19 protein-coding genes and 1 tRNA gene are annotated in these 20,710 nt (G+C 62.3%); 10 read left to right on the forward strand and 10 right to left on the reverse strand.

The window, feature by feature from the left end; all coding sequences use genetic code 11:
- Positions 1-33: 33 nt before the first annotated feature.
- Positions 34-1,572 (reverse strand): DHA2 family efflux MFS transporter permease subunit, encoded by a 1,539-nt coding sequence (locus LMG28727_RS20145; protein ID WP_201644052.1) that lies wholly within the window; start codon positions 1,570-1,572, stop codon positions 34-36.
- 137 nt (positions 1,573-1,709) lie between these two features.
- On the opposite strand from LMG28727_RS20145, the gene LMG28727_RS20150 reads away from it, so the two are divergent.
- Positions 1,710-2,153: a MarR family winged helix-turn-helix transcriptional regulator gene (locus tag LMG28727_RS20150; RefSeq protein WP_201644053.1), complete on the forward strand. Its 444-nt coding sequence runs from the start codon at positions 1,710-1,712 to the stop codon at positions 2,151-2,153.
- A 97-nt stretch (positions 2,154-2,250) separates the two neighbouring features.
- Here LMG28727_RS20150 and LMG28727_RS20155 read toward each other — a convergent pair whose 3' ends face one another.
- The 5 genes from LMG28727_RS20155 to LMG28727_RS20175 form a co-directional block, all read right to left on the reverse strand.
- Positions 2,251-2,601, reverse strand: a complete 351-nt coding sequence (locus LMG28727_RS20155; protein WP_201644054.1) for a hypothetical protein — start codon at positions 2,599-2,601, stop codon at positions 2,251-2,253.
- A gap of 118 nt (positions 2,602-2,719) precedes the next feature.
- Positions 2,720-2,796 (reverse strand) — tRNA-Met (locus LMG28727_RS20160).
- A 95-nt stretch (positions 2,797-2,891) separates the two neighbouring features.
- Positions 2,892-4,550, reverse strand: coding sequence for an MFS transporter (locus LMG28727_RS20165; protein ID WP_201644055.1), 1,659 nt, complete (start codon positions 4,548-4,550; stop codon positions 2,892-2,894).
- Positions 4,551-4,766: 216 nt separating this feature from the next.
- Positions 4,767-6,314 carry a sensor histidine kinase gene (locus LMG28727_RS20170; protein WP_201644056.1) on the reverse strand — a complete coding sequence of 516 codons (1,548 nt, stop codon included), beginning with the start codon at positions 6,312-6,314 and terminating at the stop codon, positions 4,767-4,769.
- Between the two features lie 9 nt (positions 6,315-6,323).
- Positions 6,324-7,124, reverse strand: a complete 801-nt coding sequence (locus LMG28727_RS20175; protein WP_201644057.1) for a response regulator transcription factor — start codon at positions 7,122-7,124, stop codon at positions 6,324-6,326.
- A 229-nt stretch (positions 7,125-7,353) separates the two neighbouring features.
- Here LMG28727_RS20175 and recA point away from each other — a divergent pair, with 229 nt between their 5' ends.
- From recA to LMG28727_RS20215, 8 genes are all read left to right on the forward strand, one after another.
- Entirely contained in the window at positions 7,354-8,433 is a 1,080-nt protein-coding gene (gene recA / locus LMG28727_RS20180; protein WP_201644058.1) for a recombinase RecA, read from the forward strand.
- Positions 8,434-8,440: 7 nt separating this feature from the next.
- Positions 8,441-9,139: a recombination regulator RecX gene (gene recX / locus LMG28727_RS20185; protein WP_201644138.1), complete on the forward strand. Its 699-nt coding sequence runs from the start codon at positions 8,441-8,443 to the stop codon at positions 9,137-9,139.
- A 132-nt stretch (positions 9,140-9,271) separates the two neighbouring features.
- Positions 9,272-10,012 (forward strand): DUF2889 domain-containing protein, encoded by a 741-nt coding sequence (locus LMG28727_RS20190; RefSeq protein WP_201644059.1) that lies wholly within the window; start codon positions 9,272-9,274, stop codon positions 10,010-10,012.
- The gene (gene sucC, locus LMG28727_RS20195; protein ID WP_201644060.1) at positions 10,009-11,178 is read left to right on the forward strand and encodes an ADP-forming succinate--CoA ligase subunit beta; all 1,170 of its coding nucleotides are present in this window, start codon (positions 10,009-10,011) and stop codon (positions 11,176-11,178) included. Before LMG28727_RS20190 ends, sucC begins: the two co-directional genes overlap by 4 nt.
- A gap of 127 nt (positions 11,179-11,305) precedes the next feature.
- Positions 11,306-12,187, forward strand: a complete 882-nt coding sequence (gene sucD, locus LMG28727_RS20200; protein ID WP_201644061.1) for a succinate--CoA ligase subunit alpha — start codon at positions 11,306-11,308, stop codon at positions 12,185-12,187.
- 144 nt (positions 12,188-12,331) lie between these two features.
- The gene (locus LMG28727_RS20205; protein WP_201644062.1) at positions 12,332-13,036 is read left to right on the forward strand and encodes a TerC family protein; all 705 of its coding nucleotides are present in this window, start codon (positions 12,332-12,334) and stop codon (positions 13,034-13,036) included.
- A gap of 139 nt (positions 13,037-13,175) precedes the next feature.
- Positions 13,176-13,799: a pilin gene (locus LMG28727_RS20210; RefSeq protein ID WP_201644063.1), complete on the forward strand. Its 624-nt coding sequence runs from the start codon at positions 13,176-13,178 to the stop codon at positions 13,797-13,799.
- 145 nt (positions 13,800-13,944) lie between these two features.
- Positions 13,945-15,729, forward strand: coding sequence for a PglL family O-oligosaccharyltransferase (locus LMG28727_RS20215; RefSeq protein WP_201644064.1), 1,785 nt, complete (start codon positions 13,945-13,947; stop codon positions 15,727-15,729).
- A gap of 83 nt (positions 15,730-15,812) precedes the next feature.
- Here the strand turns inward: LMG28727_RS20215 and moaC are convergent, their stop codons facing one another.
- Positions 15,813-16,289 (reverse strand): cyclic pyranopterin monophosphate synthase MoaC, encoded by a 477-nt coding sequence (gene moaC / locus LMG28727_RS20220; RefSeq protein ID WP_201644065.1) that lies wholly within the window; start codon positions 16,287-16,289, stop codon positions 15,813-15,815.
- 277 nt (positions 16,290-16,566) lie between these two features.
- On the opposite strand from moaC, the gene LMG28727_RS20225 reads away from it, so the two are divergent.
- The gene (locus LMG28727_RS20225; RefSeq protein ID WP_201644066.1) at positions 16,567-18,285 is read left to right on the forward strand and encodes a M48 family metalloprotease; all 1,719 of its coding nucleotides are present in this window, start codon (positions 16,567-16,569) and stop codon (positions 18,283-18,285) included.
- A gap of 82 nt (positions 18,286-18,367) precedes the next feature.
- Here the strand turns inward: LMG28727_RS20225 and LMG28727_RS20230 are convergent, their stop codons facing one another.
- From LMG28727_RS20230 to LMG28727_RS20240, 3 genes are read right to left on the reverse strand one after another with little or no spacing between them, the layout of a single operon-like run.
- Positions 18,368-18,940 carry a DUF2946 family protein gene (locus tag LMG28727_RS20230; protein WP_201644067.1) on the reverse strand — a complete coding sequence of 191 codons (573 nt, stop codon included), beginning with the start codon at positions 18,938-18,940 and terminating at the stop codon, positions 18,368-18,370.
- Complete coding sequence (locus LMG28727_RS20235; protein WP_201644068.1) at positions 18,933-20,042, reverse strand: YheT family hydrolase; 1,110 nt, start codon at positions 20,040-20,042, stop codon at positions 18,933-18,935. The genes LMG28727_RS20230 and LMG28727_RS20235 overlap by 8 nt, the downstream gene beginning before the upstream one ends.
- 51 nt (positions 20,043-20,093) lie before the next feature.
- Complete coding sequence (locus tag LMG28727_RS20240) at positions 20,094-20,540, reverse strand: nuclear transport factor 2 family protein (protein ID WP_201644069.1); 447 nt, start codon at positions 20,538-20,540, stop codon at positions 20,094-20,096.
- Positions 20,541-20,710 lie beyond the last annotated feature (170 nt).

Genomic DNA, 20,710 nt, shown 5'->3' on the forward strand with positions numbered 1-20,710 from the left:
ATCCACATTTTTCTGCCCGCTCTCCTCGTTCACTCAATCCATCGCCGCATGCGCAACCGACGCATCCGGCGCCCTATGCGCGGGCCGGATCAGCAGCAACAGCGGAATCACCAGCAGCGTCGCCATGAACATCAGCTTGAAGTCGTTCAGATACGCGATCATCGACGCCTGCTGCGTAATCGACACATTCAGTGCCGCCAGGTCATAGTTCGAGCCACTGTTCAGCATCGGCTGGATCGCGGGGTTGAACGGCGTGATGTTCGCCGCGAGGTCCGCATGCGAGACCTGCGTGTTGCGCGTCATCAGCGTTTGCACGATTGAAATGCCGATACTGCTGCCGATATTGCGCATCAGGCTATACGTGGCGGTACCGTCCGCGCGCAGTGCGGGCGTGAGCGTCGAGAACGTCAGCGCACTCAGCGGCACGAACACGAGCCCCAGCCCGAAGCCCTGAATCACACCCGGCCACACGATATTCGAGGCCGACAGCACGATCGTGTAATGCATCATCTGCCAGAGCGCGAATGCCGAAATCACGAAGCCGGACAGCAGCAGGAAGCGTGCGTCGATATGTTTCAGCAGGCGTCCGGCGAACAGCATCGCGATCATCGTGCCCGCGCCGCTCGGTGCGGTAACGAGGCCGGTGGTCGCCACCGGATAGTTCATCAGGTTCTGCAGCATGGGCGGCAACAAAGCCCGCGTCGCGTACATCACCGCGCCGATCACGAAAATGAAGAAGGTGCCGGTCGCGAAGTTGCGGTCCTTCAGCAGCTTGTATTTGAAGAACGACTTGTCGCCGACCGTTGCCGTGTGCACCAGGAAGAATGCAAAGCTGATCGACGCCAGCAGCGCCTCGATGACGATTTCGGTCGAACTGAACCAGTCGAGCTGCTCGCCACGATCGAGCATGGCCTGCAACGCGCCGATCGCGAGACCCAAGGTGATGAAGCCGAACGCGTCGAACTTCACGTCGTGTTTCGGCTCACGGCTCGGCAGGAAAGTCGACACACCGAACAGCGCGAACGCACCGATTGGCACGTTGATGAAGAACACCCAGCGCCAGTTGTAGCTGTCGGTCAGCCAGCCGCCGAGCGTCGGCCCGAGAATCGGCCCGACCATCACGCCCATGCCCCACACGGCCATCGCCTGGCCCTGCTTTTCGCGCGGATTGATGTCGAGCAGGATGGACTGCGACAACGGCACCAGCGACGCCCCGAAAACCCCTTGCAGCAAGCGCGACGCGACGATCTGCGTCAGCGTTTCCGACAGTCCGCACAGCGCCGACGACACCGTGAAGCCGCCAATCGCGACGATCAGCAGCCGCTTGACGCTCAGCCGGTCCGACAGCCAGCCGGTGAGCGGCGTGGCGATCGCGGCGGCGACGATGTACGACGTGAGAACCCAGGTGATTTCATCCTGCGACGCGGACAGCGTGCCCTGCATATGCGGCAGCGCGACATTGGCGATCGTGCTGTCGAGCGTCTGGATCAGCGTGGCGAGCATGATCGAGAGCGTGATCATCGGCCGGTTGAGGGGCGCGGCAGCGCTCGCAGGCGTGGTGGCGGATGACATGGCTGGGCAGGGTCGTCGATATAGTAAGCATGCTTAGTATATGGGTGATGCGAGTCCTCACAATCGGGATTTATGCGGAGACTGAATTACGCGTGGTCCGACGCTGACGATGCGGAGGGCGCTCGTATAATTCGCGCATGAAAACCCAACTCGAAGAGCGTTTCGGCTTTCTGATTTCCGACGTCGGCCGCCTGACAGGCAAGCGTTTCGACGATCTCGCGAAGTCATCGGTCGATCTGACGCGCGCGCAATGTCGCGTGCTGGCCTACCTCGCGCATTACGGCGACGTCAACCAGGCGCGTCTCGCGGATCTGCTCGAAGTCGCGCCGATCTCGGCGGGCCGTCTGGTGGACCGGATGGTGGAGGGCGGCTGGATCGAGCGGGTCGCGAATCCGCAGGACCGGCGGGAGCATCAGGTGCGGATGACGCCGAAAGCCGAGCGAACGCTCGGCACGGCGCGCAAGGTAGGCGATGAGGTCGCGCTCGAAGCGCTCGATGGCTTCAGCGATGAAGAGGCGCAGCAGTTGATCGCGTTGTTGCAGCGGGTGCGTGGGAATCTGAGCCGGCTGGTGGATCGGTAATGCTTTCGCTGACGGGTTCATCGCGCTTTAGCCGGCGCGGTGTGTGCCTGCGCCAGCTAAAGCGCAGGTTTGGCGGCAAGTGCGAATGAGCGAGCCGTTATTTCGAGTCTGTGCCCGGAGCAGCCCCTGACGGCGGAACCAGTTCATAGCATGCCGGCGACACTACGGTCGTTCGCGCCTTCGAATCCGGTTGCTGTGGATCGATACATTTGAACGCGCTTTGATCGCGCTGAACAAAAATCGTATCGCCTGGGCCCGCGCTCCCCGGAGTGTTATTCACCACGGCGACAATCTTGTAGCCATCCTGAAGCAGCGTCGACAACGTGAGCGGCGAACTGCGCCACTGGCTGTCAGGCGTGCTCTGCGCGTGGGCGGTGAGTGCCGGCGTGGCGCCGAGTAGCGTGATCGAAACGGTAGCTGCGGCAAGCGCGGCGGTGCGGAACGTCATCAAGAGACCTCCTTGAAGTGGCAGTGTCGTTGCGGTTTTCGAAAGCCGGGCGACTAAAAGCGACGGCTAAAACAAAAAAGCCGCTGAACCTTGCGGATCAGCGGCTTTTTCTTGCAACTGGTGGCGAATCAGGGACTCGAACCCCGGACCTGCGGATTATGATTCCGTCGCTCTAACCAACTGAGCTAATTCGCCGAAAGAAGCGAGATTATGCAGAGCGAGCCGAAGGCTGTCAACCCCCGGTTCGCAACTTTTTTAAATTGATTCGGCCATCACGCGTTTAGGGGGTGTCAGTCCTTCGCGTAGATGTCCGAGTCCTTGGTCTCCTTGACGAACAGCATGCCGATCACGAAGGTAATGAGCGCAATCACGATCGGATACCACAGCCCCGAATAGATGTTGCCCTTCGTCGCGACAATCGCGAACGCGGTGGCCGGCAGGAAACCGCCGAACCAGCCATTGCCGATGTGATAGGGCAGCGACATCGACGTATAGCGGATCCGCGTCGGGAACATCTCCACCAGCATCGCCGCAATCGGGCCGTAGACCATCGTCACGTAGAGCACGAGGATCGTCAGGATCACCACGCTCATCGGCCAGTTGATCTGCGACGGATCGGCCTTCGGCGGATAACCCGCTGCTTTTAATGTTGCGGCGAGGGTCTTGTCGAACGCCTTGCCTTGCTCCTTCGCGTCGGCGGCGCGGCCGTTGAACGTATTGACCACCGTATCGCCGACCTTGATCTGCGCAATCGTCCCAGCAGGCGCCGCGACGTTCTCGTAGTTCAGGCCGGCTCTCGACAGGGCTCCCTTGGCGATGTCGCAGGAACTCGTGAATTTCGCCGTGCCGACCGGATTGAACTGGAACGAGCACTCGGCCGGGTCCGCGATCACGACGATCGGGGCACGCGCGGTCGCGGCTTCCAGCGCCGGGTTGGTGTAGTGCGTGAGCGCCTTGAACAGCGGGAAGTAGGTGAGCGCGGCGATCAACAGGCCGGCCATGATGATCGGCTTGCGGCCAATCCGGTCCGACAGCGAACCGAAGAACAGGAAGAACGGCGTGCCGATCAGCAGCGCAATCGCGATCATGATGTTGGCGCTGCTGCCGTCCACCTTCAGCGTCTGCGTCAGGAAGAACAGCGTGTAGAACTGACCCGTGTACCAGACCACGGCCTGGCCGGCGGTCAAGCCGATCAGCGCAAGAATCACGATCTTCAGGTTCTTCCATTGACCGAATGCTTCGGACAGCGGCGCCTTGGACGTCTTGCCTTCGGCCTTGATCCGCTCGAACACCGGCGATTCATGCAGTTGCAGGCGGATCCACACCGACACGGCCAGCAGGATGATCGACACGATGAACGGAATGCGCCAGCCCCATGCGCCGAACGAGTCTTCGCCCATGGCCGTGCGTACACCGAGAATCACCAGCAGCGACAGGAACAGGCCGAGCGTCGCCGTCGTCTGAATCCAGGCGGTGTAGAAGCCGCGGCGTCCCGGCGGCGCATGTTCGGCCACATAGGTCGCGGCACCGCCGTACTCGCCGCCGAGCGCGAGACCCTGCAGCATCCGCATGATGATGAAGATCACCGGCGCTGCAATGCCGATCGACGCATAGCCTGGTAGAAAGCCGACCAGGAAGGTCGACAGACCCATGATCACGATCGTGACGAGGAACGTGTACTTGCGGCCGACCATGTCGCCGAGCCGCCCGAACACTATCGCGCCGAACGGCCGGACCGCGAAGCCCGCGGCAAAGCTGAGCAGGGTGAAGATGAACGCGGCGGTTGGATTGACGCCGGAGAAGAAGCTTTTGCTGATGAAGGCCGCGAGCGAGCCGGCCAGATAGAAGTCGTACCACTCGAAAACCGTGCCTAGCGACGATGCGAAGATCACCCGCTTCTCATCGTGCGTCATCGGCACGTGCGAGATTTGCCCGCCAACGGTAGCCATATGTCGTCTCCAATATTGATATACACGCGGTTCGCCGGTGAGGCGTTCCCGTGAAATCGATTATTGGAGTGGAAACTTACGGCCTACTGACGCGATGAGGTGAAATGATGTCTCGCCGCGCAGAGCGTGAATTGTGTCAATTAACGTCAATTTGATATCAAAATCGCGCAACTATCATTGAAGTTCCCTCAATATCGAGATGTCGCAATTGAGCGCTCAGCCGGCGTTAGGGTAAATCCCGCCCCGCTCGGGCATCGGCAAACTGACACGCACGAGCGTGCCGGCGAGCCTCGGCGACTGTTGATAGACGTTGTCGTCAATGGTCAACTCGCCGCCGTGCATCGTGGCAATTTCCCGGACGATCGCGAGTCCCAGCCCGCTGCCGTCGCCTTCGCGGCCGAGAATCCGGTAGAACCGCTCGATCACCCGCGAGCGCTCCGCCACCGGAATCCCCAGGCCGGTGTCCTCGACTTCCAGGTGTACGAGCCGCGCTGCCGCGTCAGGCCTTACTCTCACCGTGATGCGTCCGCCGGCCGGCGTGTACCGGATCGCGTTGTCGATCAGATTCGATAGCATTTCGCGCAACATGACCGGGTTGCCGTCCACCTCGACCAGTTCCTCTGGCGCTTCGTAGCCGAGGTCCATCTGTTTGGCGAGCGCTGCCGGCACCCATTCGCGCACCGCGCTGCGCGCCACTTCGGTCACTTCCACTGGCGTGAAGATCTGCCCCGACATGCGGTTTTCGGCGCGCGCCAGCGCCAGCAACTGCGTGACGAGCCGTGCTGCCTGCTCCGAACTGGTGGCGATCTGCTCAAGCGAACGGTGCACTTCCGCCGACGCGTCCTGACGCAGCGCCAGTTCCGCCTGCGTCCGCAAACCGGCCAACGGCGTTTTCATCTGATGCGCGGCGTCGGCGATAAAGCGCTTTTGCAATTCCATGTTCTGTTCCAGGCGCGTCAGCAGATCGTTGAACGACGTCACCAGCGGCTCGATTTCCGGCGGTGCGCGGCGTGCCTCGAGCGGTGACAGATCGTCCGGCCGACGCGCGCGAATATGCGCCTGCAGCGCGTGCAGCGGCGCAAGGCCGCGTGACAGCCCGAACCACACCAGCAGGATCGCGAGCGGCAGGATCACGAACTGCGGCAGGATCACGCCTTTGATGATGTCGTTGGCAAGCTCGCTGCGCTTGTCGAGCGTTTCGGCGACCTGCACCAGTACGGGCTGCGCGCCGGGTGCCTGCGGAAACTCGACCGTCGTGTAAGCGACGCGGATATCGTTGCCGCGCAGCACGTCGTCGCGGAATTCGACGATGCCCGGTTGCGGCCGGTCCTCTTCGTGCGGCAGCGGCATGTCGCGCTCGCCGCTCACCAGCTCGCCGCGCGTGCCGAGCACCTGATAGAACACGCTGTCGACGTTGTCGGCACGCAGAAAGTCGCGGGTGGAATCGGGCAGCGACAGCTCCGCGACGCCGTTGGCCGGATGAATCTGGCGGGCGAGCACGTAGGCGTCGGTTTCGAGCGCGCGGTCGAACGGGCCGTTCGCGATCGACTTCGCGACCAGATAGGTGATCGCGAGACTCATCGGCCAGAGCAGCAGCAGCGGCGCGAGCATCCAGTCGAGAATTTCGCCGAATAGCGAGCGTGGACGTGCTTCGGCGGCGGCTTCTGTTTCGTCCGGCGGTGCGAACGGGTTGGCGTAGCGCTCGTCACGCGCCTCGTCGAGGTCCGCCGCGTGCGCCGTGGCGCGATCTGCGCGTGCGGACATGGGCGTCTTCTATTTGTAGGAGTGATTCGCGGGCATCGCGGCGGACGGCGGCGAGGCGGGCGGTTCGGGGGAGGCGGGTTGCGCGTTTTGAGCAGGCGAGGGGGGCGGCACAGCAGCGGCGCCCACGGCTGGGCTTCCCGGCGCGGTCGCTTTTTCCAGGCAGTAGCCAAGACCGCGTACCGTGATGATCCGCACGCCGCTCGGCTCGATCTTCTTGCGCAGCCGGTGCACGTAGACCTCGATCGCGTTATTGCTGACTTCTTCGCCCCACTCGCACAGATGGTCGACCAGTTGTTCCTTCGACACCAGCCGGCCGATCCGTTGCAGCAGCACTTCGAGCAAACCGAGTTCGCGCGCCGACAGGTCGATCACCTGCTCGTTGATATAGGCGATCCGGCCAACCTGGTCGAACGCCAGCGACCCGTGCCGCATGACCGTCGGGCCGCCGCCCGCGCCGCGTCTCGTCAGCGCGCGCACCCGCGCTTCGAGTTCGTTCAGCGCGAACGGCTTGGCCATGTAGTCGTCGGCGCCGAGGTCGAGCCCCTTGACGCGTTCGTCGACGCTGTCGGCGGCGGTCAGGATCAGCACCGGCAGGTTGGAATTGCGTGCGCGCAGGCGGCGCAGCACTTCGAGACCGGACATGCGCGGCAGGCCCAGATCGAGGATCAGCAGGTCGAAACTTTGCACCGACAGCGCGGTATCGGCGTCGACTCCGTTGTTCACGAGATCGACCGCATAGGCCGATTGGCGGAGTGATCGAACCAGACCGTCCGCGAGTATGCTGTCGTCTTCGGCAATCAGAATTCGCATGATTCGCCAACCTGGCGTTGCCGGCACCGTGGATGTTCCATGGCGCGGCGGTCTCCGAAAATTTTGTGGGTAGTCTGGGCAGCGAGACAGTAAAAATGCGCGTTCGCATGAGAATCGCGCTTGCCAAAACTACTGTTTTTTTATACAGTGTCTGAGTTTCGTGTGCTGTCCTTCAGAAGTGGACCGTACACCTGCCTCAGACGCCGTTCATCATAGCAAAGGACGATTCATGGAAGAAAGCAAGAAAGGCTCGGCTGGACTGACTGCTGAAAAGAGCAAGGCATTGGCTGCCGCGCTCGCGCAGATCGAAAAGCAGTTCGGCAAAGGGTCGGTCATGCGGCTCGGCGCAGGTGAGGTAGTCGAAGACATCCAGGTGGTCTCAACCGGATCGCTCGGCCTCGACATCGCGTTGGGCGTCGGCGGTTTGCCGCGTGGCCGTGTGGTCGAAATCTATGGTCCGGAGTCGTCGGGTAAAACCACGCTGACGCTGCAGGTCATCGCCGAAATGCAGAAGGTCGGCGGCACGGCAGCGTTTATCGACGCGGAACACGCACTGGACATCCAGTACGCGCGCAAGCTCGGCGTGAACGTGAACGACTTGCTGGTCTCGCAGCCGGACACCGGCGAACAGGCGCTCGAAATCGCGGACGCACTCGTGCGTTCGGGCTCGATCGACATGATCGTGATCGACTCGGTGGCGGCGCTCGTGCCGAAGGCTGAAATCGAAGGCGAAATGGGCGACTCGCTGCCGGGCCTGCAAGCACGTCTGATGTCGCAGGCGCTGCGCAAGCTCACCGGCACGATCAAGCGTACGAACTGCCTGGTCATCTTCATCAACCAGATCCGTATGAAGATCGGCGTGATGTTCGGTAACCCGGAAACCACCACGGGCGGTAACGCGCTGAAGTTCTACGCGTCGGTGCGTTTGGACATTCGCCGTATCGGTTCGATCAAGAAGAACGACGAAGTGATCGGCAACGAAACGCGCGTGAAGGTCGTCAAGAACAAGGTGTCGCCACCGTTCCGCGAGGCAATCTTCGACATTCTGTACGGCGAGGGTATTTCGCGTCAGGGCGAAATCATCGATTTGGGCGTGCAAGCCAAGATCGTCGACAAAGCCGGTGCCTGGTATAGCTACAGTGGCGAACGGATTGGTCAGGGCAAGGACAACGCGCGTGAATTCTTGCGTGAAAATCCGGATATCGCTCGCGAGATCGAAAACCGTATCCGCGAATCGCTGGGCGTCAATGCGATGGCAGAGGCCGTGACCGGTGGTGCAGGCGCCGAAGTCGCTGGCGAAGAAGAGTAACCATCACGTGATACGCAAGGGCCGGCCGTCGTTGTCCGATGCAGGACGCCATTCGGACGGCCCGCGTGATGAAGAGGACGATTCGTTCGACCCGTTCGAATCGTTCGACGCGCATGATCGCGCTGCTGGCCGTAGCTCGCAGCGCGCCAGGTCTGAACCCTCCGCAGCTTCTGTTTCGGACCCTTCCGAAACCACTTACACCCGCTCGCGTCGCGAGCCCGGCGCAGCAAAGCCTGGTGAAGACGAAGTCAAAAAATCCCAACGCCCGGCACGTTCGCTAAAAGGACGCGCACTCGGCTATCTGTCACGTCGCGAATACAGCCGCGCCGAACTCGCCCGCAAACTGAAGCCGTACGTCGAAGAAACCGATTCGCTGGAAACGGTGCTCGACGCACTGGAAGTTGAAAACTGGCTTTCCGACTCACGTTTCGCACAAAGCCTGGTCCATCGGCGTTCATCGAAATTGGGCGCAAGCCGGATTCTCGGCGAGTTGAAGCAGCACGCACTCGACCAGACGCTGGTTGAAGACGCCAAGGCCCAACTGCGCGACACCGAACTTGCACGCGCTCAAGCCGTCTGGAGCAAAAAATTCGGCGAACTCCCGCAGACACCCGCCGAACGTGCGAAACAGATGCGCTTCCTGGCGTCACGCGGTTTTTCCGGTTCAACGATCGGAAAAATCCTCAAAGGCCTGGACGAAGAGTAGGGCGACGAATCGCCACGTTGACTTTCGGCGGCGCCTTTTGAGCTGGGCGCGAGTCATTGCGCATTCCGACCTGTCCCAAATACCCAGTATGCTAAAATTCTTGGGTTTTCCAATCCGGCCTTTCCTTCCCGCATGCCGCTCTCCCCGCCAGTATCCCGTCAGTTGCGCCATCGCCGCGCAATCAGAGCGGAAGCCTTTGAGCGAGCCGATGGTCTGTGGGATGTGGAAGCGTGCTTGACCGACGAAAAACCACGCGATGTGGAGCTTGCGTCGGGCGTCCGGCCCAATGGTCAGCCGATCCATGAACTCTGGCTTCGCATCACCATCGATCGCAATCTCAATGTCGTCGGCGCCGAGGCGTCGTCCGACTGGGTGCCCTATCCTGGTTTGTGCCAAGCCAATAATCCCGCCTACCGTGCCCTCATCGGGCTCAATCTGCGCCACAACTTCCGTCGCGATGCTGCCCGTTTGCTCGGCGGCACGGCTGGTTGCACCCATCTCACCGAGTTGTGCGCAATTTTGCCGACCGCCGCGATTCAGGCATTCGCCGGCGACGTGTGGAACACCAATGACGGCACGTCGGGCGCGGGCGGAGGTTCAGGAGACGAATCGCCTGACAGCACAGGCGATCATTCCAACGACAAACCGCCATTCCAGCTGGGACGCTGCCACGCGCTGCGTTTCGACGGCGAGGCGGTGCAACAGTTTTATCCGCGCTGGTATGGCCACGCACCGTATTCAACGGAACGCGCGGCATCGTCAGGCGACGGGGCAGTCCGCCATGCAACACGAGGCGGCGACGCGTCCGGCATGAACGACGGCAGCGGAAACGATGTTCAATCCAACTCTCAGACTGAAGGGAATCACGCATGAAGATTCACGAGTACCAGGGTAAGGAAATCCTGCGGAAATTCGGCGTCGCGGTACCGCGCGGCAAGCCGGTCTTCTCGGTGGATGATGCGGTCAAGGCCGCGGAAGAGCTCGGCGGCCCGGTATGGGTCGTGAAGGCTCAGATCCACGCGGGTGGCCGTGGTAAGGGCGGTGGCGTGAAGGTTGCCAAGTCGCTGGAACAGGTTCGCGAGTATTCGGAACAGATCCTCGGCATGCAGCTCGTCACGCACCAGACCGGTCCGGAAGGCCAGAAGGTCAACCGTCTGCTGATCGAAGAAGGCGCTGACATCAAGAAGGAACTGTATGTCGGCCTGGTGATCGATCGCGTTTCGCAGAAGATCGTCGTGATGGCATCGAGCGAAGGCGGCATGGACGTCGAAGAAGTCGCTGAAAAGACGCCTGAGCTGATCCACAAGATCGCCGTCGATCCGGCAACGGGTCTGAAAGACGCAGAAGCCGACGAGCTCGCCACGAAGATCGGCGTGCCCGCCGCTTCGCTGCCGCAAGCACGCGCAATCCTGCAAGGCCTGTACAAGGCGTTCTGGGACACCGACGCATCGCTCGCCGAAATCAACCCGCTGATCCTGACCGGCGACGGCAAGGTCATCGCGCTCGACGCCAAGTTCAACTTCGATTCGAACGCACTGTTCCGTCACCCGGAAATCGTCGCGTATCGCGATCTGGACGAAGAAGATCCGGCTGAAGTCGAAGCGTCGAAGTTCGACCTCGCGTACATCTCGCTCGACGGCAACATCGGCTGCCTCGTGAACGGCGCTGGCCTCGCAATGGCAACGATGGACACCATCAAGCTGTTCGGCGGCGAACCGGCGAACTTCCTGGACGTGGGCGGTGGCGCCACGACCGAGAAGGTCACGGAAGCGTTCAAGATCATGCTGAAGAATCCGAACCTGACCGCGATTCTGGTCAACATTTTCGGCGGCATCATGCGCTGCGACGTGATCGCGGAAGGCGTGATCGCGGCGTCGAAGGCCGTGTCGCTGAAGGTGCCGCTCGTCGTCCGCATGAAGGGCACGAACGAAGACCTGGGCAAGAAGATGCTCGCTGAATCCGGTCTGCCGATCATCGCGGCCGACAGCATGGAAGAAGCGGCTCAGAAGGTCGTCGCGGCCGCTGCGGGCAAGGCGTAAGCCAAGCCCCAAGCGCGTTTACCAGGATTACGAATGGCGGCGCGCGTGTGATGCATGAGCGGCGCGGGCGAAGAACATCCCGCCGCGCCACGCACCACCGCGACGCCAAACGAACAGAGGTTTATACATGTCGATTCTGATTAACAAAGACACCAAGGTCATCACGCAGGGCATTACCGGCAAGACCGGTCAGTTCCATACGCGTGCTTGCCGTGAATATGCAAACGGCCGCGAAGCGTACGTTGCAGGCGTGAACCCGAAGAAGGCCGGCGAAGATTTCGAAGGCATTCCTATCTACGCTAGCGTCGCTGAAGCCAAGGCTGAAACGGGCGCGACCGTGTCGGTGATTTACGTTCCGCCGGCAGGCGCTGCTGCTGCGATCTGGGAAGCGGTCGAAGCCGACCTGGACCTCGCAATCTGTATCACGGAAGGCATTCCTGTCCGTGACATGATCGAGCTCAAGGCACGCATGCGCGCGAAGAACAGCAAGACTTTGCTGCTCGGACCGAACTGCCCGGGCACGATCACGCCCGACGAACTGAAGATCGGCATCATGCCGGGTCACATCCACCGCAAGGGCCGCATCGGCGTCGTGTCGCGTTCGGGCACGCTGACGTATGAAGCAGTCGGTCAATTGACGGCAATCGGCCTCGGCCAATCGTCGGCAGTCGGTATTGGCGGCGACCCGATCAACGGTCTGAAGCACATCGACGTGATGCAGATGTTCAACGACGATCCGGATACGGACGCCGTCATCATGATCGGCGAGATCGGCGGTCCGGACGAAGCGAATGCTGCTGAGTGGATCAAGGACAACATGAAGAAGCCGGTGGTTGGCTTTATCGCTGGTGTCACGGCGCCTCCGGGCAAGCGCATGGGCCACGCTGGCGCGCTGATCTCGGGCGGTGCGGATACGGCTGAAGCCAAGCTGGAAATCATGGACGCATGCGGTATCAAGGTCACGAAGAACCCGTCGGAAATGGCGCGTCTTCTGAAGGCGATGCTGTAAATCGGAATTCGCGCGCGGTAACGGCGCGTTTTTTGATACGCTTACGAAGTCCTTTCGTGAGTGAGCGGTCCCAAAAGCGGGGGAGTGCAAACTCCCCCGCTTTTTTTTCGTCCGCGCGTCAAATTCCTTCCTATTCTTTCAGTCATGCTCGAATTCTTTGCCACCCTTCATTGGGGCGCGGTCCTTCAGATCATCGTCATCGACATCCTGCTAGGTGGCGATAACGCCGTCGTGATCGCGTTGGCCTGTCGCAATCTGCCTGCATCGCAGCGCTTCAAAGGCGTGTTGTGGGGCACGGCGGGCGCCATTGTGTTGCGCGTGGCGCTGATCGCTTTCGCGGTCACGTTGCTCGATGTGCCAATGCTGAAGTTCGCGGGCGGTCTGCTGCTGCTTTGGATCGGCGTGCGTCTGCTCGCGCCGGCGCACGATGCGCATGACAAGGTCAAGCCGGCCGATAAGCTGATTTCGGCGATCAAGACCATCATCGTCGCCGACGCGGTGATGAGCCTCGATAACGTGATCGCGATCGCTGGCGCGGCGGAAGCGGCCGAGCACCAGCACCGGTTGGCGCTGGTGATTTTCGGGTTGGTGGTGAGTATTCCGCTGATCGTGTGGGGCAGTCAGCTAGTTTTGAAGTTGCTCGACCGCTTCCCGGCGGTCGTCATGTTTGGCGCTGCGTTGCTCGGCTGGATCGCGGGCGGCTTGATCATCAACGATCCGGCCGGCGACCGGTGGCCGATTCTCGATACCCCCGCTGCGGAATATGGAATGAGCATCGCGTGCGCGTTGTTCGTGCTGATCGTGGGTTACCTGCTCAAGCGCCGTAACGCGAATCGCGCGGCGGCTTGACGTCATCAAAGCGGCGCTCAACCGGGGTCCGCAACGTTAGCCATCTGGCTGACTGTCGGTTACGAGTGCCGCTGGCTACGATTGAAAACGCCTGTCCCCAAACCGTGGGGCAGGCGTTTTTCGATTCAGGAGCCTGCCGATGATCGTCACTTTGCCGTATTCCCCTTATTCCCAATCCACGCTTTCCGCGCGCTCCGCATTCCGGCGAGCCAACTGGCCCGCGCGGCTGGCGAACGCGTTGCGCCGCTTTGGCGTCGGCTTCACATTGATCGAACTGATGATCGTACTGGCGATTGTCGGAGTGATTGCCGCGTACGCGATTCCCGCGTATCAGGACTATCTGGCGCGCAGCCGGGTAGGCGAGGGCTTGTCGCTGGCATCTTCCGCGCGGCTTGCTGTGGCCGAAAATGCCGCGAGCGGTAATGCGCTGAGCGGCGGTTACGCGTCGCCGCCCGCTACGCGCAACGTCGAATCGATTCACATCGACGACGACACAGGTCAAATCACGATTGCCTTCACGACCCGCGTCGCGGCCGCTGGCTCCAACACGCTGACGCTCGTGCCGTCAGTTCCCGACAATGCGGATGCACCCACCGCGCGGGTCGGGTTGAGCAAGGACGCGGCGCGGGGCGGCGCGCTTACGTGGGAGTGTTTCGCCGGTGGTAAAACGGCGTCTTCGCTGCCGGCGCCAGGGGCAGGACCGGCGCCTGCCGATGCGCCCACTCTCGCGTCGAATCTGGCTCCGCCGGAATGCCGTTCGTGATCGACGGCGCCCGATGACGCGAGAGCGTGGCGCATCGTAGGCCGAACGTAAAACGCTGATTTTTGGCCTATTTCTGCCCAGCCGGCGCACAGCAGGAGGAATTTTTTGTATAGTGCGCCGGTTGCTGACGCCCTCCGGTTAATCGATGCCCACCCCTTTCGCGCGTTACCTGTCTCTCATATTGTTGGCTCTCGCGTTGGTGCTGCCTTATGCAGTCGTCAACCATACGTATCCGATTCCGACTTTCTACGCTGAATTCACCGCGCTCGCGCTGTATTTGCTGACCGGTGCGGGCGTCGTGCTGCTGATCGCAACCTCGAAGCCGCGCGTCAGGTTTGCTTCGCCGGTTGTCGCATTGGTGCCGTTGCTGTTCGGGCTGCTGCTGGTTGCGCAATCGGTTGCGTTGCCAGTGTCGCAGCCTTCGATGAACTGGCTCGGCGGCGGCTTCCTGCTCGCAGCGCTAATGGCGACGCATGCAGGCTATGGCTTCACACGCGCCAAACTTGGCGATACGGCGTTGCGGTGGGCGGCTGGAGCGTTGATCGTCGGCGGACTGTTTGCGGTGTTCAGTCAGGTGATCCAGTTGTTTCACCTCGAAACGCGCGTGTCGCCGCTGGTGGTGGCCTATAACGTGATCGTCGAACGGCGGCCGTTCGGCAATATGGCGCAGGCGAACCACCTTGCGACCTATATTGCGTTTGCGATGGCAGGTGCGCTGTTTCTCGTGCAAACGCGACGCCTCGCTGTCAGCATCTGGCTGCTCGTATCGACGATTTTCGCAGTTGGCCTTGCGTTGACGGTGTCGCGCGGCCCATGGCTGCAAATGGGCGTGATCGTGGTAGCCGGCTTCTGGATGGCCTTCGCGCAGACTCGCAGCGAGCCGCTATTACGGCGCAGCAATCGCGAGTGGATTATCCCGATCGCGCTCGCTGTGCTGTTCTTCGTGGTCAACGCGTTAATCCGCTGGGCCAATGTGCGTTATCACCTCGAACTTGGGCAGTCGGCGGCTGAGCGCATGAAGGACGCGAGCCAGATCGCGCCGCGTCTCGCGCTGTGGAAATACGGCTGGACGATGTTCAAGACGCATCCGCTGTTGGGTGTTGGCTGGGGCGAGTTTCCGAGTTATCAGTTCGAGTATGTGAAGACGCTCGGCGGCGTCGAGATCGCGAATAATTCGCACGATATCTTCATCGACCTGCTCGCGAAAACCGGCCTGATCGGTTTGGCCATTGTGCTGCTCGGTCTGCTGGCGTGGCTCGTGCGCGTGGTGCGCGCTCCGCAGAGCGCGGCCCGCGTGTTTGGTATCGCGCTGATCGGCGTGCTGGCAATGCACGCGTTGGTCGAATATCCGCAGCAGTACATGTTCTTCCTGTTGCCCGCCATGTTCGTGTTCGGTTTGCTCGAGACGCGCCCGTTGCGACTCGTGCCCGCACGCCTGTCGTTCGGCGGGTTTGCTGTGGTCGTGTTTGGCGGACTGGCTGCGTTGTATCCGGTGTATCGCGACTACGCGCGCGCCGAGGTGCTGTATTACGGCTCGCGCCCTGCCGAGCAATACACCGCCGATCCGTCGTTCCTGTTTCGGGCGTGGGGCGAGTACGGTCTCGCTACACTTCAGCCGATGAACAGCATGAACCTGCAACATAAGCTCGATATGCACAAACAGGCGATTGCGCTGCTGCCGGGTGAAACCGTGCTGCGGCGCTATGCAGTGCTGCAGGCGTTGAGTGGCGATACGGCGGGGGCGCTCGATACGGTCGACCGTCTGAAGATTTTTGCTGAAGAGTTGAAGGACTGGCCGTCGCAACTGGGCTTTCTGTACGAACTGGTCGACGAACAGAAGTCGCTGGCCGGCTTCAAGGACCAACTGGTCAAGCGCTATGGCACGCCGCCATCCGACGTGAATCAGGACGACGACAGCGACGACGATTGAGTCGCCGTGAAGTTGCCCCGGCGTCGCTGCATTCAGCGACGCAAAGCTTTAAGCGAGGAGTGGGTTGATGGCGCAGTCCGCCGTCAATCCGCGACCCAATCCCCCGACTTCCCGCCGTGCTTCTCCAGCACGCGCACATCGGTGATCGTCATCCCGCGATCCACTGCCTTGCACATGTCGTACACCGTGAGCAGACCGACCTGCACGGCGGTCAGCGCCTCCATCTCCACGCCGGTTCGCCCCAGCGTTTCCACCTGAACCGTGCAGTGCACGCCCGGCAGCGTATCGTCGAGTTCGAAGTCGACCTTGACGCGCGTCAGCGCGAGCGGATGGCACAGCGGGATCAGATCGGCGGTGCGCTTCGATCCCTGAATCGCCGCGATGCGCGCGATGCCGATCACGTCGCCCTTTTTGGCGTTGCCGTCGCGGATCAACGCGAAGGTTTCGGGCAGCATGCGGATCGAGCCACGCGCAATCGCGATGCGCCGCGTTTCCTCTTTGCCGCCGACGTCCACCATATGCGCCTGGCCGGCAGCGTCGAAATGAGTGAGTTCAGGCATGGTTGGGCTCCTTCAGAGGGCGCCTATCATAGCAGCGCGGTAACGGCATTTGCCGTCAGCTGAAACATGCCGTCGCGGCATGGCACGCGCGCACTGCCGCGATATACGCTAGCAACGAGTTGCGGTGGAAAGTAGGTGGATAGTCGTGCAGAGTGGCGCATGAGTTGTGCAATAAGCCTGCCGAATCGCTCTCGCGACTGATTACAATTGCCCTGTGCCCGCTATTCTAGTCCGCGCGGCGGGCGTCGCTTTTTGACTCCGTGTTACCGACCCTGCGATGCGTCCGAAACGGTTTCTCAGTGCGTTGTTGTCAGTCGCGCTCGCGGCCCCGCCGGGCGCGTTCGCGCAATCGTATTCCGCCACTTCGAGCATCGCGCTCAACACAATCTCCGCGCAGTCCGTCGATCCCCCGCTGGTGAGCGGCCCGAGCGAATCCTACGCCGATCCAATCGTGCCGCCCGACATCGCGCGGGGCGTATTCGGCGTGTACGGCGGCGCGCAGAGCCGCTTCACCGGCAATGCCGGCAGCGCGAGCTGGCGCACCCCGATCGTTACGCAGCAATTACCCGACCTTGGCAATGGCGGTGAGGGCACGCTCACGCCGCAGGCCGAGCGCAAACTCGGCGAGCGCGTGATGCGCGAGGTGCGCCGCGATCCCGACTACCTCGACGACTGGCTGGTGCGCGACTACCTGAACTCGGTGTCCGCCAAACTCGCGGCGGCGGCGAGTGCGCTGTACATCGGCGGCTATCGGCCTGACTTCGATCTGTTCGCCGTGCGCGACTCGCAAATCAACGCGTTTTCGTTACCCGGCGGTTTTATCGGCGTGAATACCGGCCTGATCGTGACCACACAAACCGAGTCCGAACTGGCCTCGGTACTCGGTCACGAAATGGGACACGTGCTGCAGCGGCACATTTCGCGGATGATCACCGCCGGCGAGCACAGCACCTACGCGGCGCTCGCCGGCATGCTATTCGCCGTGCTGGCGGGCGTGCTCGCACACAGCGGCGACCTCGGCAGCGCGATCGCGCTCGGCAGCGAGGCATATGCGGTCGACAACCAGTTGCGCTTCTCGCGTTCCGCCGAGCACGAGGCCGACCGCGTCGGCTTTCTGCTGCTGGCGGGCGCGGGCTACGACCCCTACGCGATGAGCGCGTTTTTCGGCCGCCTCGATCGGGCGGCGATGAGCGACATGGGCGTGCCGGCCTACGCGCGCACCCATCCGCTGACTGGCGAACGGATCGCCGACATGGAAGATCGCGCGCGACGTGCGGCGTACCGCCAGCCGCATCAAGCGCCCGAATACGGTTTTGTGCGGGCGCGTGCGCGGTTGCTGCAAGACCGCTCGCGCAGCGAGTATGCCGATGAGATTTCGCGCATGCGAACCGAAATCGACGACCACACGGCGCTCAACGTCGCAGCCAACTGGTATGGGATTGCGTTCGGGCAGATGCTGCTCGAACGTTATGACGACGCGGCGGCGTCGCTGGCGACATCGCGTGCCACGTTTGCCAACGGCGAAAAAGCGGAGGGTGAACCCGCGCGCAGTTCGCCGAGCCTTGACGTGCTGGCCGCCGACATCGGCCGCCGTGCTGGCCGCGCGGACGAAGCCGCGAGCCTTGCCGAGTTCGCGCAGCAGCGCTGGCCGCAGTCAAATGCCGCGATCGACATGCACATCCGCACGTTGCTGACTTTGAAGCGTTTTGCCGACGCGCAAGCGCTCGCGCAGAAAGAGACGCGTGCGCATCCGGACCAGCCGGCGTGGTGGCTCTATCTCGCGCAGGCAAGCGCGGGCAGCGGCGATGCGTTGACGCAGCATCGGGCGATGGCGGAAAAGTTTGCGCTGGAGGGAGCGTGGCCGTCGGCGATCCGGCAACTGAAGGATGCGCGCGATCTGAAGCCGATTGCTTACTACGATCTCGCGACCGTCGATGCAAGGCTGCACGAGATGGAGAGCCGCTATAAGGAAGAGCGGCTTGATGAGAAGAGCTAGCGGTTTTTGCTATCGACAGGTTTCGGCGCACCGTGCAGATGCCAATGCCGGTGCCGGTGCCGCAGAGCGCGCAGATAAGCCCTTACGCAAGCGCGGCCGGGCTCGATACAAACCCGAACCGCGCAGCGACATCGGCGCGACGCACGGGTTGCAGCGACAGGCCGGTCCCGTTGTTCCAGTGAAATTCGCCGCTCAACGAGTCGTCTGCCAGCGCAGCGTGCTCGGAGAAGATGTCCAGATCGTGATCGTGCAATACGGCGATTCTGGCGGGTGTCTGAGTATCGCGAAACACAATCCCGCCTTCTTCATCGACGAACACCTCGGCTGGCTCGAACACGCCGCCAGCCTGGTCCTGCAACACGAGCGCGCCACTCGCATCGACCGACAAACGCACCACCCACGGGGTGTACCCCAACTCGACATAGACCCGCTGCGGGCCGTTCTGGAAATACCACTGCCCGCGCTCGTCGGCGCCGTAGTTCCGGTTGATGAATCCCAGCAACGCGTCATGCCGGATCGCCGTGCCCGGTGAACCGCTCGCCTGAGCGGCTTCGTCACGCATACGCCAGTTGCCGCGCCGGTCCAGCATCAGCCAGCCGGTGCAACTGGGAACGTTCGGCCACTTGGCCAAGGCCTGCCTGACGATATCATCCATGATGAATTTGCCGCTCCAGATAGCCGAACACGCGCCGCGAAAGCCAGTCGATCCGGCCCGGAAACGGCCCCGTCATAAAGCCAGCGTGACCGCCGTGTTCGGGTTGATCAAGTTCCACCGCCGCCGACACCTCGTGCCGCGACGGCAACGACTCGGCCGGCAGGAACGGATCATTGCGCGCGTTCAGCACCAGCGTCGGTACTTCGATATGCGGCAGCAGCGGGCGGGTGGTCGCCGTGCTCCAGTACTCGTCGGTATCGCGAAAGCCATGCAGCGGGGCGGTCACTACGTTGTCGAATTCATACATCGTGCGGCTCGCCAGCATCGCATTGCGGTCGAACAGGCCGGGAAACTGGACCAGCTTCTGCTCGGCCTTACGCTTGAGCGTCTTCAGGAAACTGCGCGTGTAGACGAGGCCGAAACCTTGCGACAAGGCCCGGCCACCCGCCTGCACGTCGATCGGCGTTGAAATCGCCGCAGCCGCCGACACCACCGACGCGGCCTCGCCACGCTGCTCGCCGAGCCAGCGCAGCAGCACATTGCCGCCGAGCGACACGCCCGCCGCGACGATCGGCCCGCGATGCGCAGCGCGCAAGCGTCGCAGCACCCAATCGACTTCGGCGCTGTCGGCCAGATGGTAGAAGCGCGGCAAGCGGTTCAACGATCCGCTGCAACTGCGAAAGTGCGGGACGACGCCGTGCCAGCCGTACTGATGCGCGGCCGACATCAGCGACGCAGCGTAGTGCGACGCCGAACTGCCTTCGAGGCCGTGAAACAGCACGAATAGAGGGGCATCTGGCGCAGGCATCTGACGCGTCGCGGCGACACCGGGCGCGAGCGACGTGGCTTCAGCGTGGCCGCCATGCACGACCCAGTCGAGATCGATGAAATCGCCGTCAGGCGTGTCCCAGCGTTCGCGGCGAAACGACACCGAAGGGCGGCGCGCGAACAACGACGGGACAATGGTCTGCACATGCCGGTTCGGCAGCCAGAGCGGCGCGCGGTACAGCAGCTCGACCGTTGCCTCGACGGCAGCCTCGGCCGCGGCGCGGGCGGTGCCGGCGGGGTCGGAGGAAAGAGGTTTATTGGGCGTCGAACTCATGCCGGCGTGAGGGCAAAAAATAACAACGCAAACCGGGAGCGCCGGCCTGCGTCAATGCAACGAGCCCTGGCCATGCCGCATCTTCGTGGCGAACTGGCTGGCGGCCTCGTTCGGCATCGGACTCGCGTGAATGTGCGCGATACGCCACTCGCCGCGTTCGTGGACCATCACGTAGGTCGTGAACACCATGTTGGGCATGGCTTTCGGGTCGGCCGGACGATGCGCTTCGGCAATCGCATAGACCACGGTGCCGAGACTGTCGTACACGCGAATATCGAGCGGTTCGATCGAAACTGGCGCGGCTTCGAGCTGGATCTGCAAGCCGGCGCGAATACTGTCCAGGCCGTGCAGGTGGGAGCCGTCGGCGCAGATGCAGCTAACGAACTCTTCGTCGATCCACAGGCCCATCAAGCTGTCGATATTGACCTCGGCGACGGCCTGATAGTAGGCGTTCAGGGTATCGGCGGCGGCTTCGAAGATATGGGCAAAACGTGGCATGGCTCGTCAGTCTCTTGTGCGCGGCGCGCGGTTGCGGGGCAGCGGTCAGCGGGACAGTCCGATGAACCGGACTTGTCGCCCCCTGGCGCCAGCATGGTCGCACCGTGAGGCACGAACATGACGCGACGCGCTTGAGGGGCGTGCGGTACTGCAAGCAGCGAATGTCGGTC

The organism is Paraburkholderia metrosideri (assembly GCF_904848625.1).
In the GTDB taxonomy this organism is placed as follows: domain Bacteria; phylum Pseudomonadota; class Gammaproteobacteria; order Burkholderiales; family Burkholderiaceae; genus Paraburkholderia; species Paraburkholderia metrosideri.

What these genes read in the sequence shown, in the direction of transcription:
- LMG28727_RS20145 (WP_201644052.1), bottom strand. Translation starts at nt 1,572, where the DNA reads ATGTCATCCGCCACCACGCCTGCGAGCGCTGCCGCGCCCCTCAACCGG.
- LMG28727_RS20150 (WP_201644053.1), top strand. Translation starts at nt 1,710, where the DNA reads ATGAAAACCCAACTCGAAGAGCGTTTCGGCTTTCTGATTTCCGACGTC.
- LMG28727_RS20155 (WP_201644054.1), bottom strand. Translation starts at nt 2,601, where the DNA reads ATGACGTTCCGCACCGCCGCGCTTGCCGCAGCTACCGTTTCGATCACG.
- LMG28727_RS20165 (WP_201644055.1), bottom strand. Translation starts at nt 4,550, where the DNA reads ATGGCTACCGTTGGCGGGCAAATCTCGCACGTGCCGATGACGCACGAT.
- LMG28727_RS20170 (WP_201644056.1), bottom strand. Translation starts at nt 6,314, where the DNA reads ATGTCCGCACGCGCAGATCGCGCCACGGCGCACGCGGCGGACCTCGAC.
- LMG28727_RS20175 (WP_201644057.1), bottom strand. Translation starts at nt 7,124, where the DNA reads ATGCGAATTCTGATTGCCGAAGACGACAGCATACTCGCGGACGGTCTG.
- recA (WP_201644058.1), top strand. Translation starts at nt 7,354, where the DNA reads ATGGAAGAAAGCAAGAAAGGCTCGGCTGGACTGACTGCTGAAAAGAGC.
- LMG28727_RS20190 (WP_201644059.1), top strand. Translation starts at nt 9,272, where the DNA reads ATGCCGCTCTCCCCGCCAGTATCCCGTCAGTTGCGCCATCGCCGCGCA.
- sucC (WP_201644060.1), top strand. Translation starts at nt 10,009, where the DNA reads ATGAAGATTCACGAGTACCAGGGTAAGGAAATCCTGCGGAAATTCGGC.
- sucD (WP_201644061.1), top strand. Translation starts at nt 11,306, where the DNA reads ATGTCGATTCTGATTAACAAAGACACCAAGGTCATCACGCAGGGCATT.
- LMG28727_RS20205 (WP_201644062.1), top strand. Translation starts at nt 12,332, where the DNA reads ATGCTCGAATTCTTTGCCACCCTTCATTGGGGCGCGGTCCTTCAGATC.
- LMG28727_RS20210 (WP_201644063.1), top strand. Translation starts at nt 13,176, where the DNA reads ATGATCGTCACTTTGCCGTATTCCCCTTATTCCCAATCCACGCTTTCC.
- LMG28727_RS20215 (WP_201644064.1), top strand. Translation starts at nt 13,945, where the DNA reads ATGCCCACCCCTTTCGCGCGTTACCTGTCTCTCATATTGTTGGCTCTC.
- moaC (WP_201644065.1), bottom strand. Translation starts at nt 16,289, where the DNA reads ATGCCTGAACTCACTCATTTCGACGCTGCCGGCCAGGCGCATATGGTG.
- LMG28727_RS20225 (WP_201644066.1), top strand. Translation starts at nt 16,567, where the DNA reads ATGCGTCCGAAACGGTTTCTCAGTGCGTTGTTGTCAGTCGCGCTCGCG.
- LMG28727_RS20230 (WP_201644067.1), bottom strand. Translation starts at nt 18,940, where the DNA reads ATGGATGATATCGTCAGGCAGGCCTTGGCCAAGTGGCCGAACGTTCCC.
- LMG28727_RS20235 (WP_201644068.1), bottom strand. Translation starts at nt 20,042, where the DNA reads ATGAGTTCGACGCCCAATAAACCTCTTTCCTCCGACCCCGCCGGCACC.
- LMG28727_RS20240 (WP_201644069.1), bottom strand. Translation starts at nt 20,540, where the DNA reads ATGCCACGTTTTGCCCATATCTTCGAAGCCGCCGCCGATACCCTGAAC.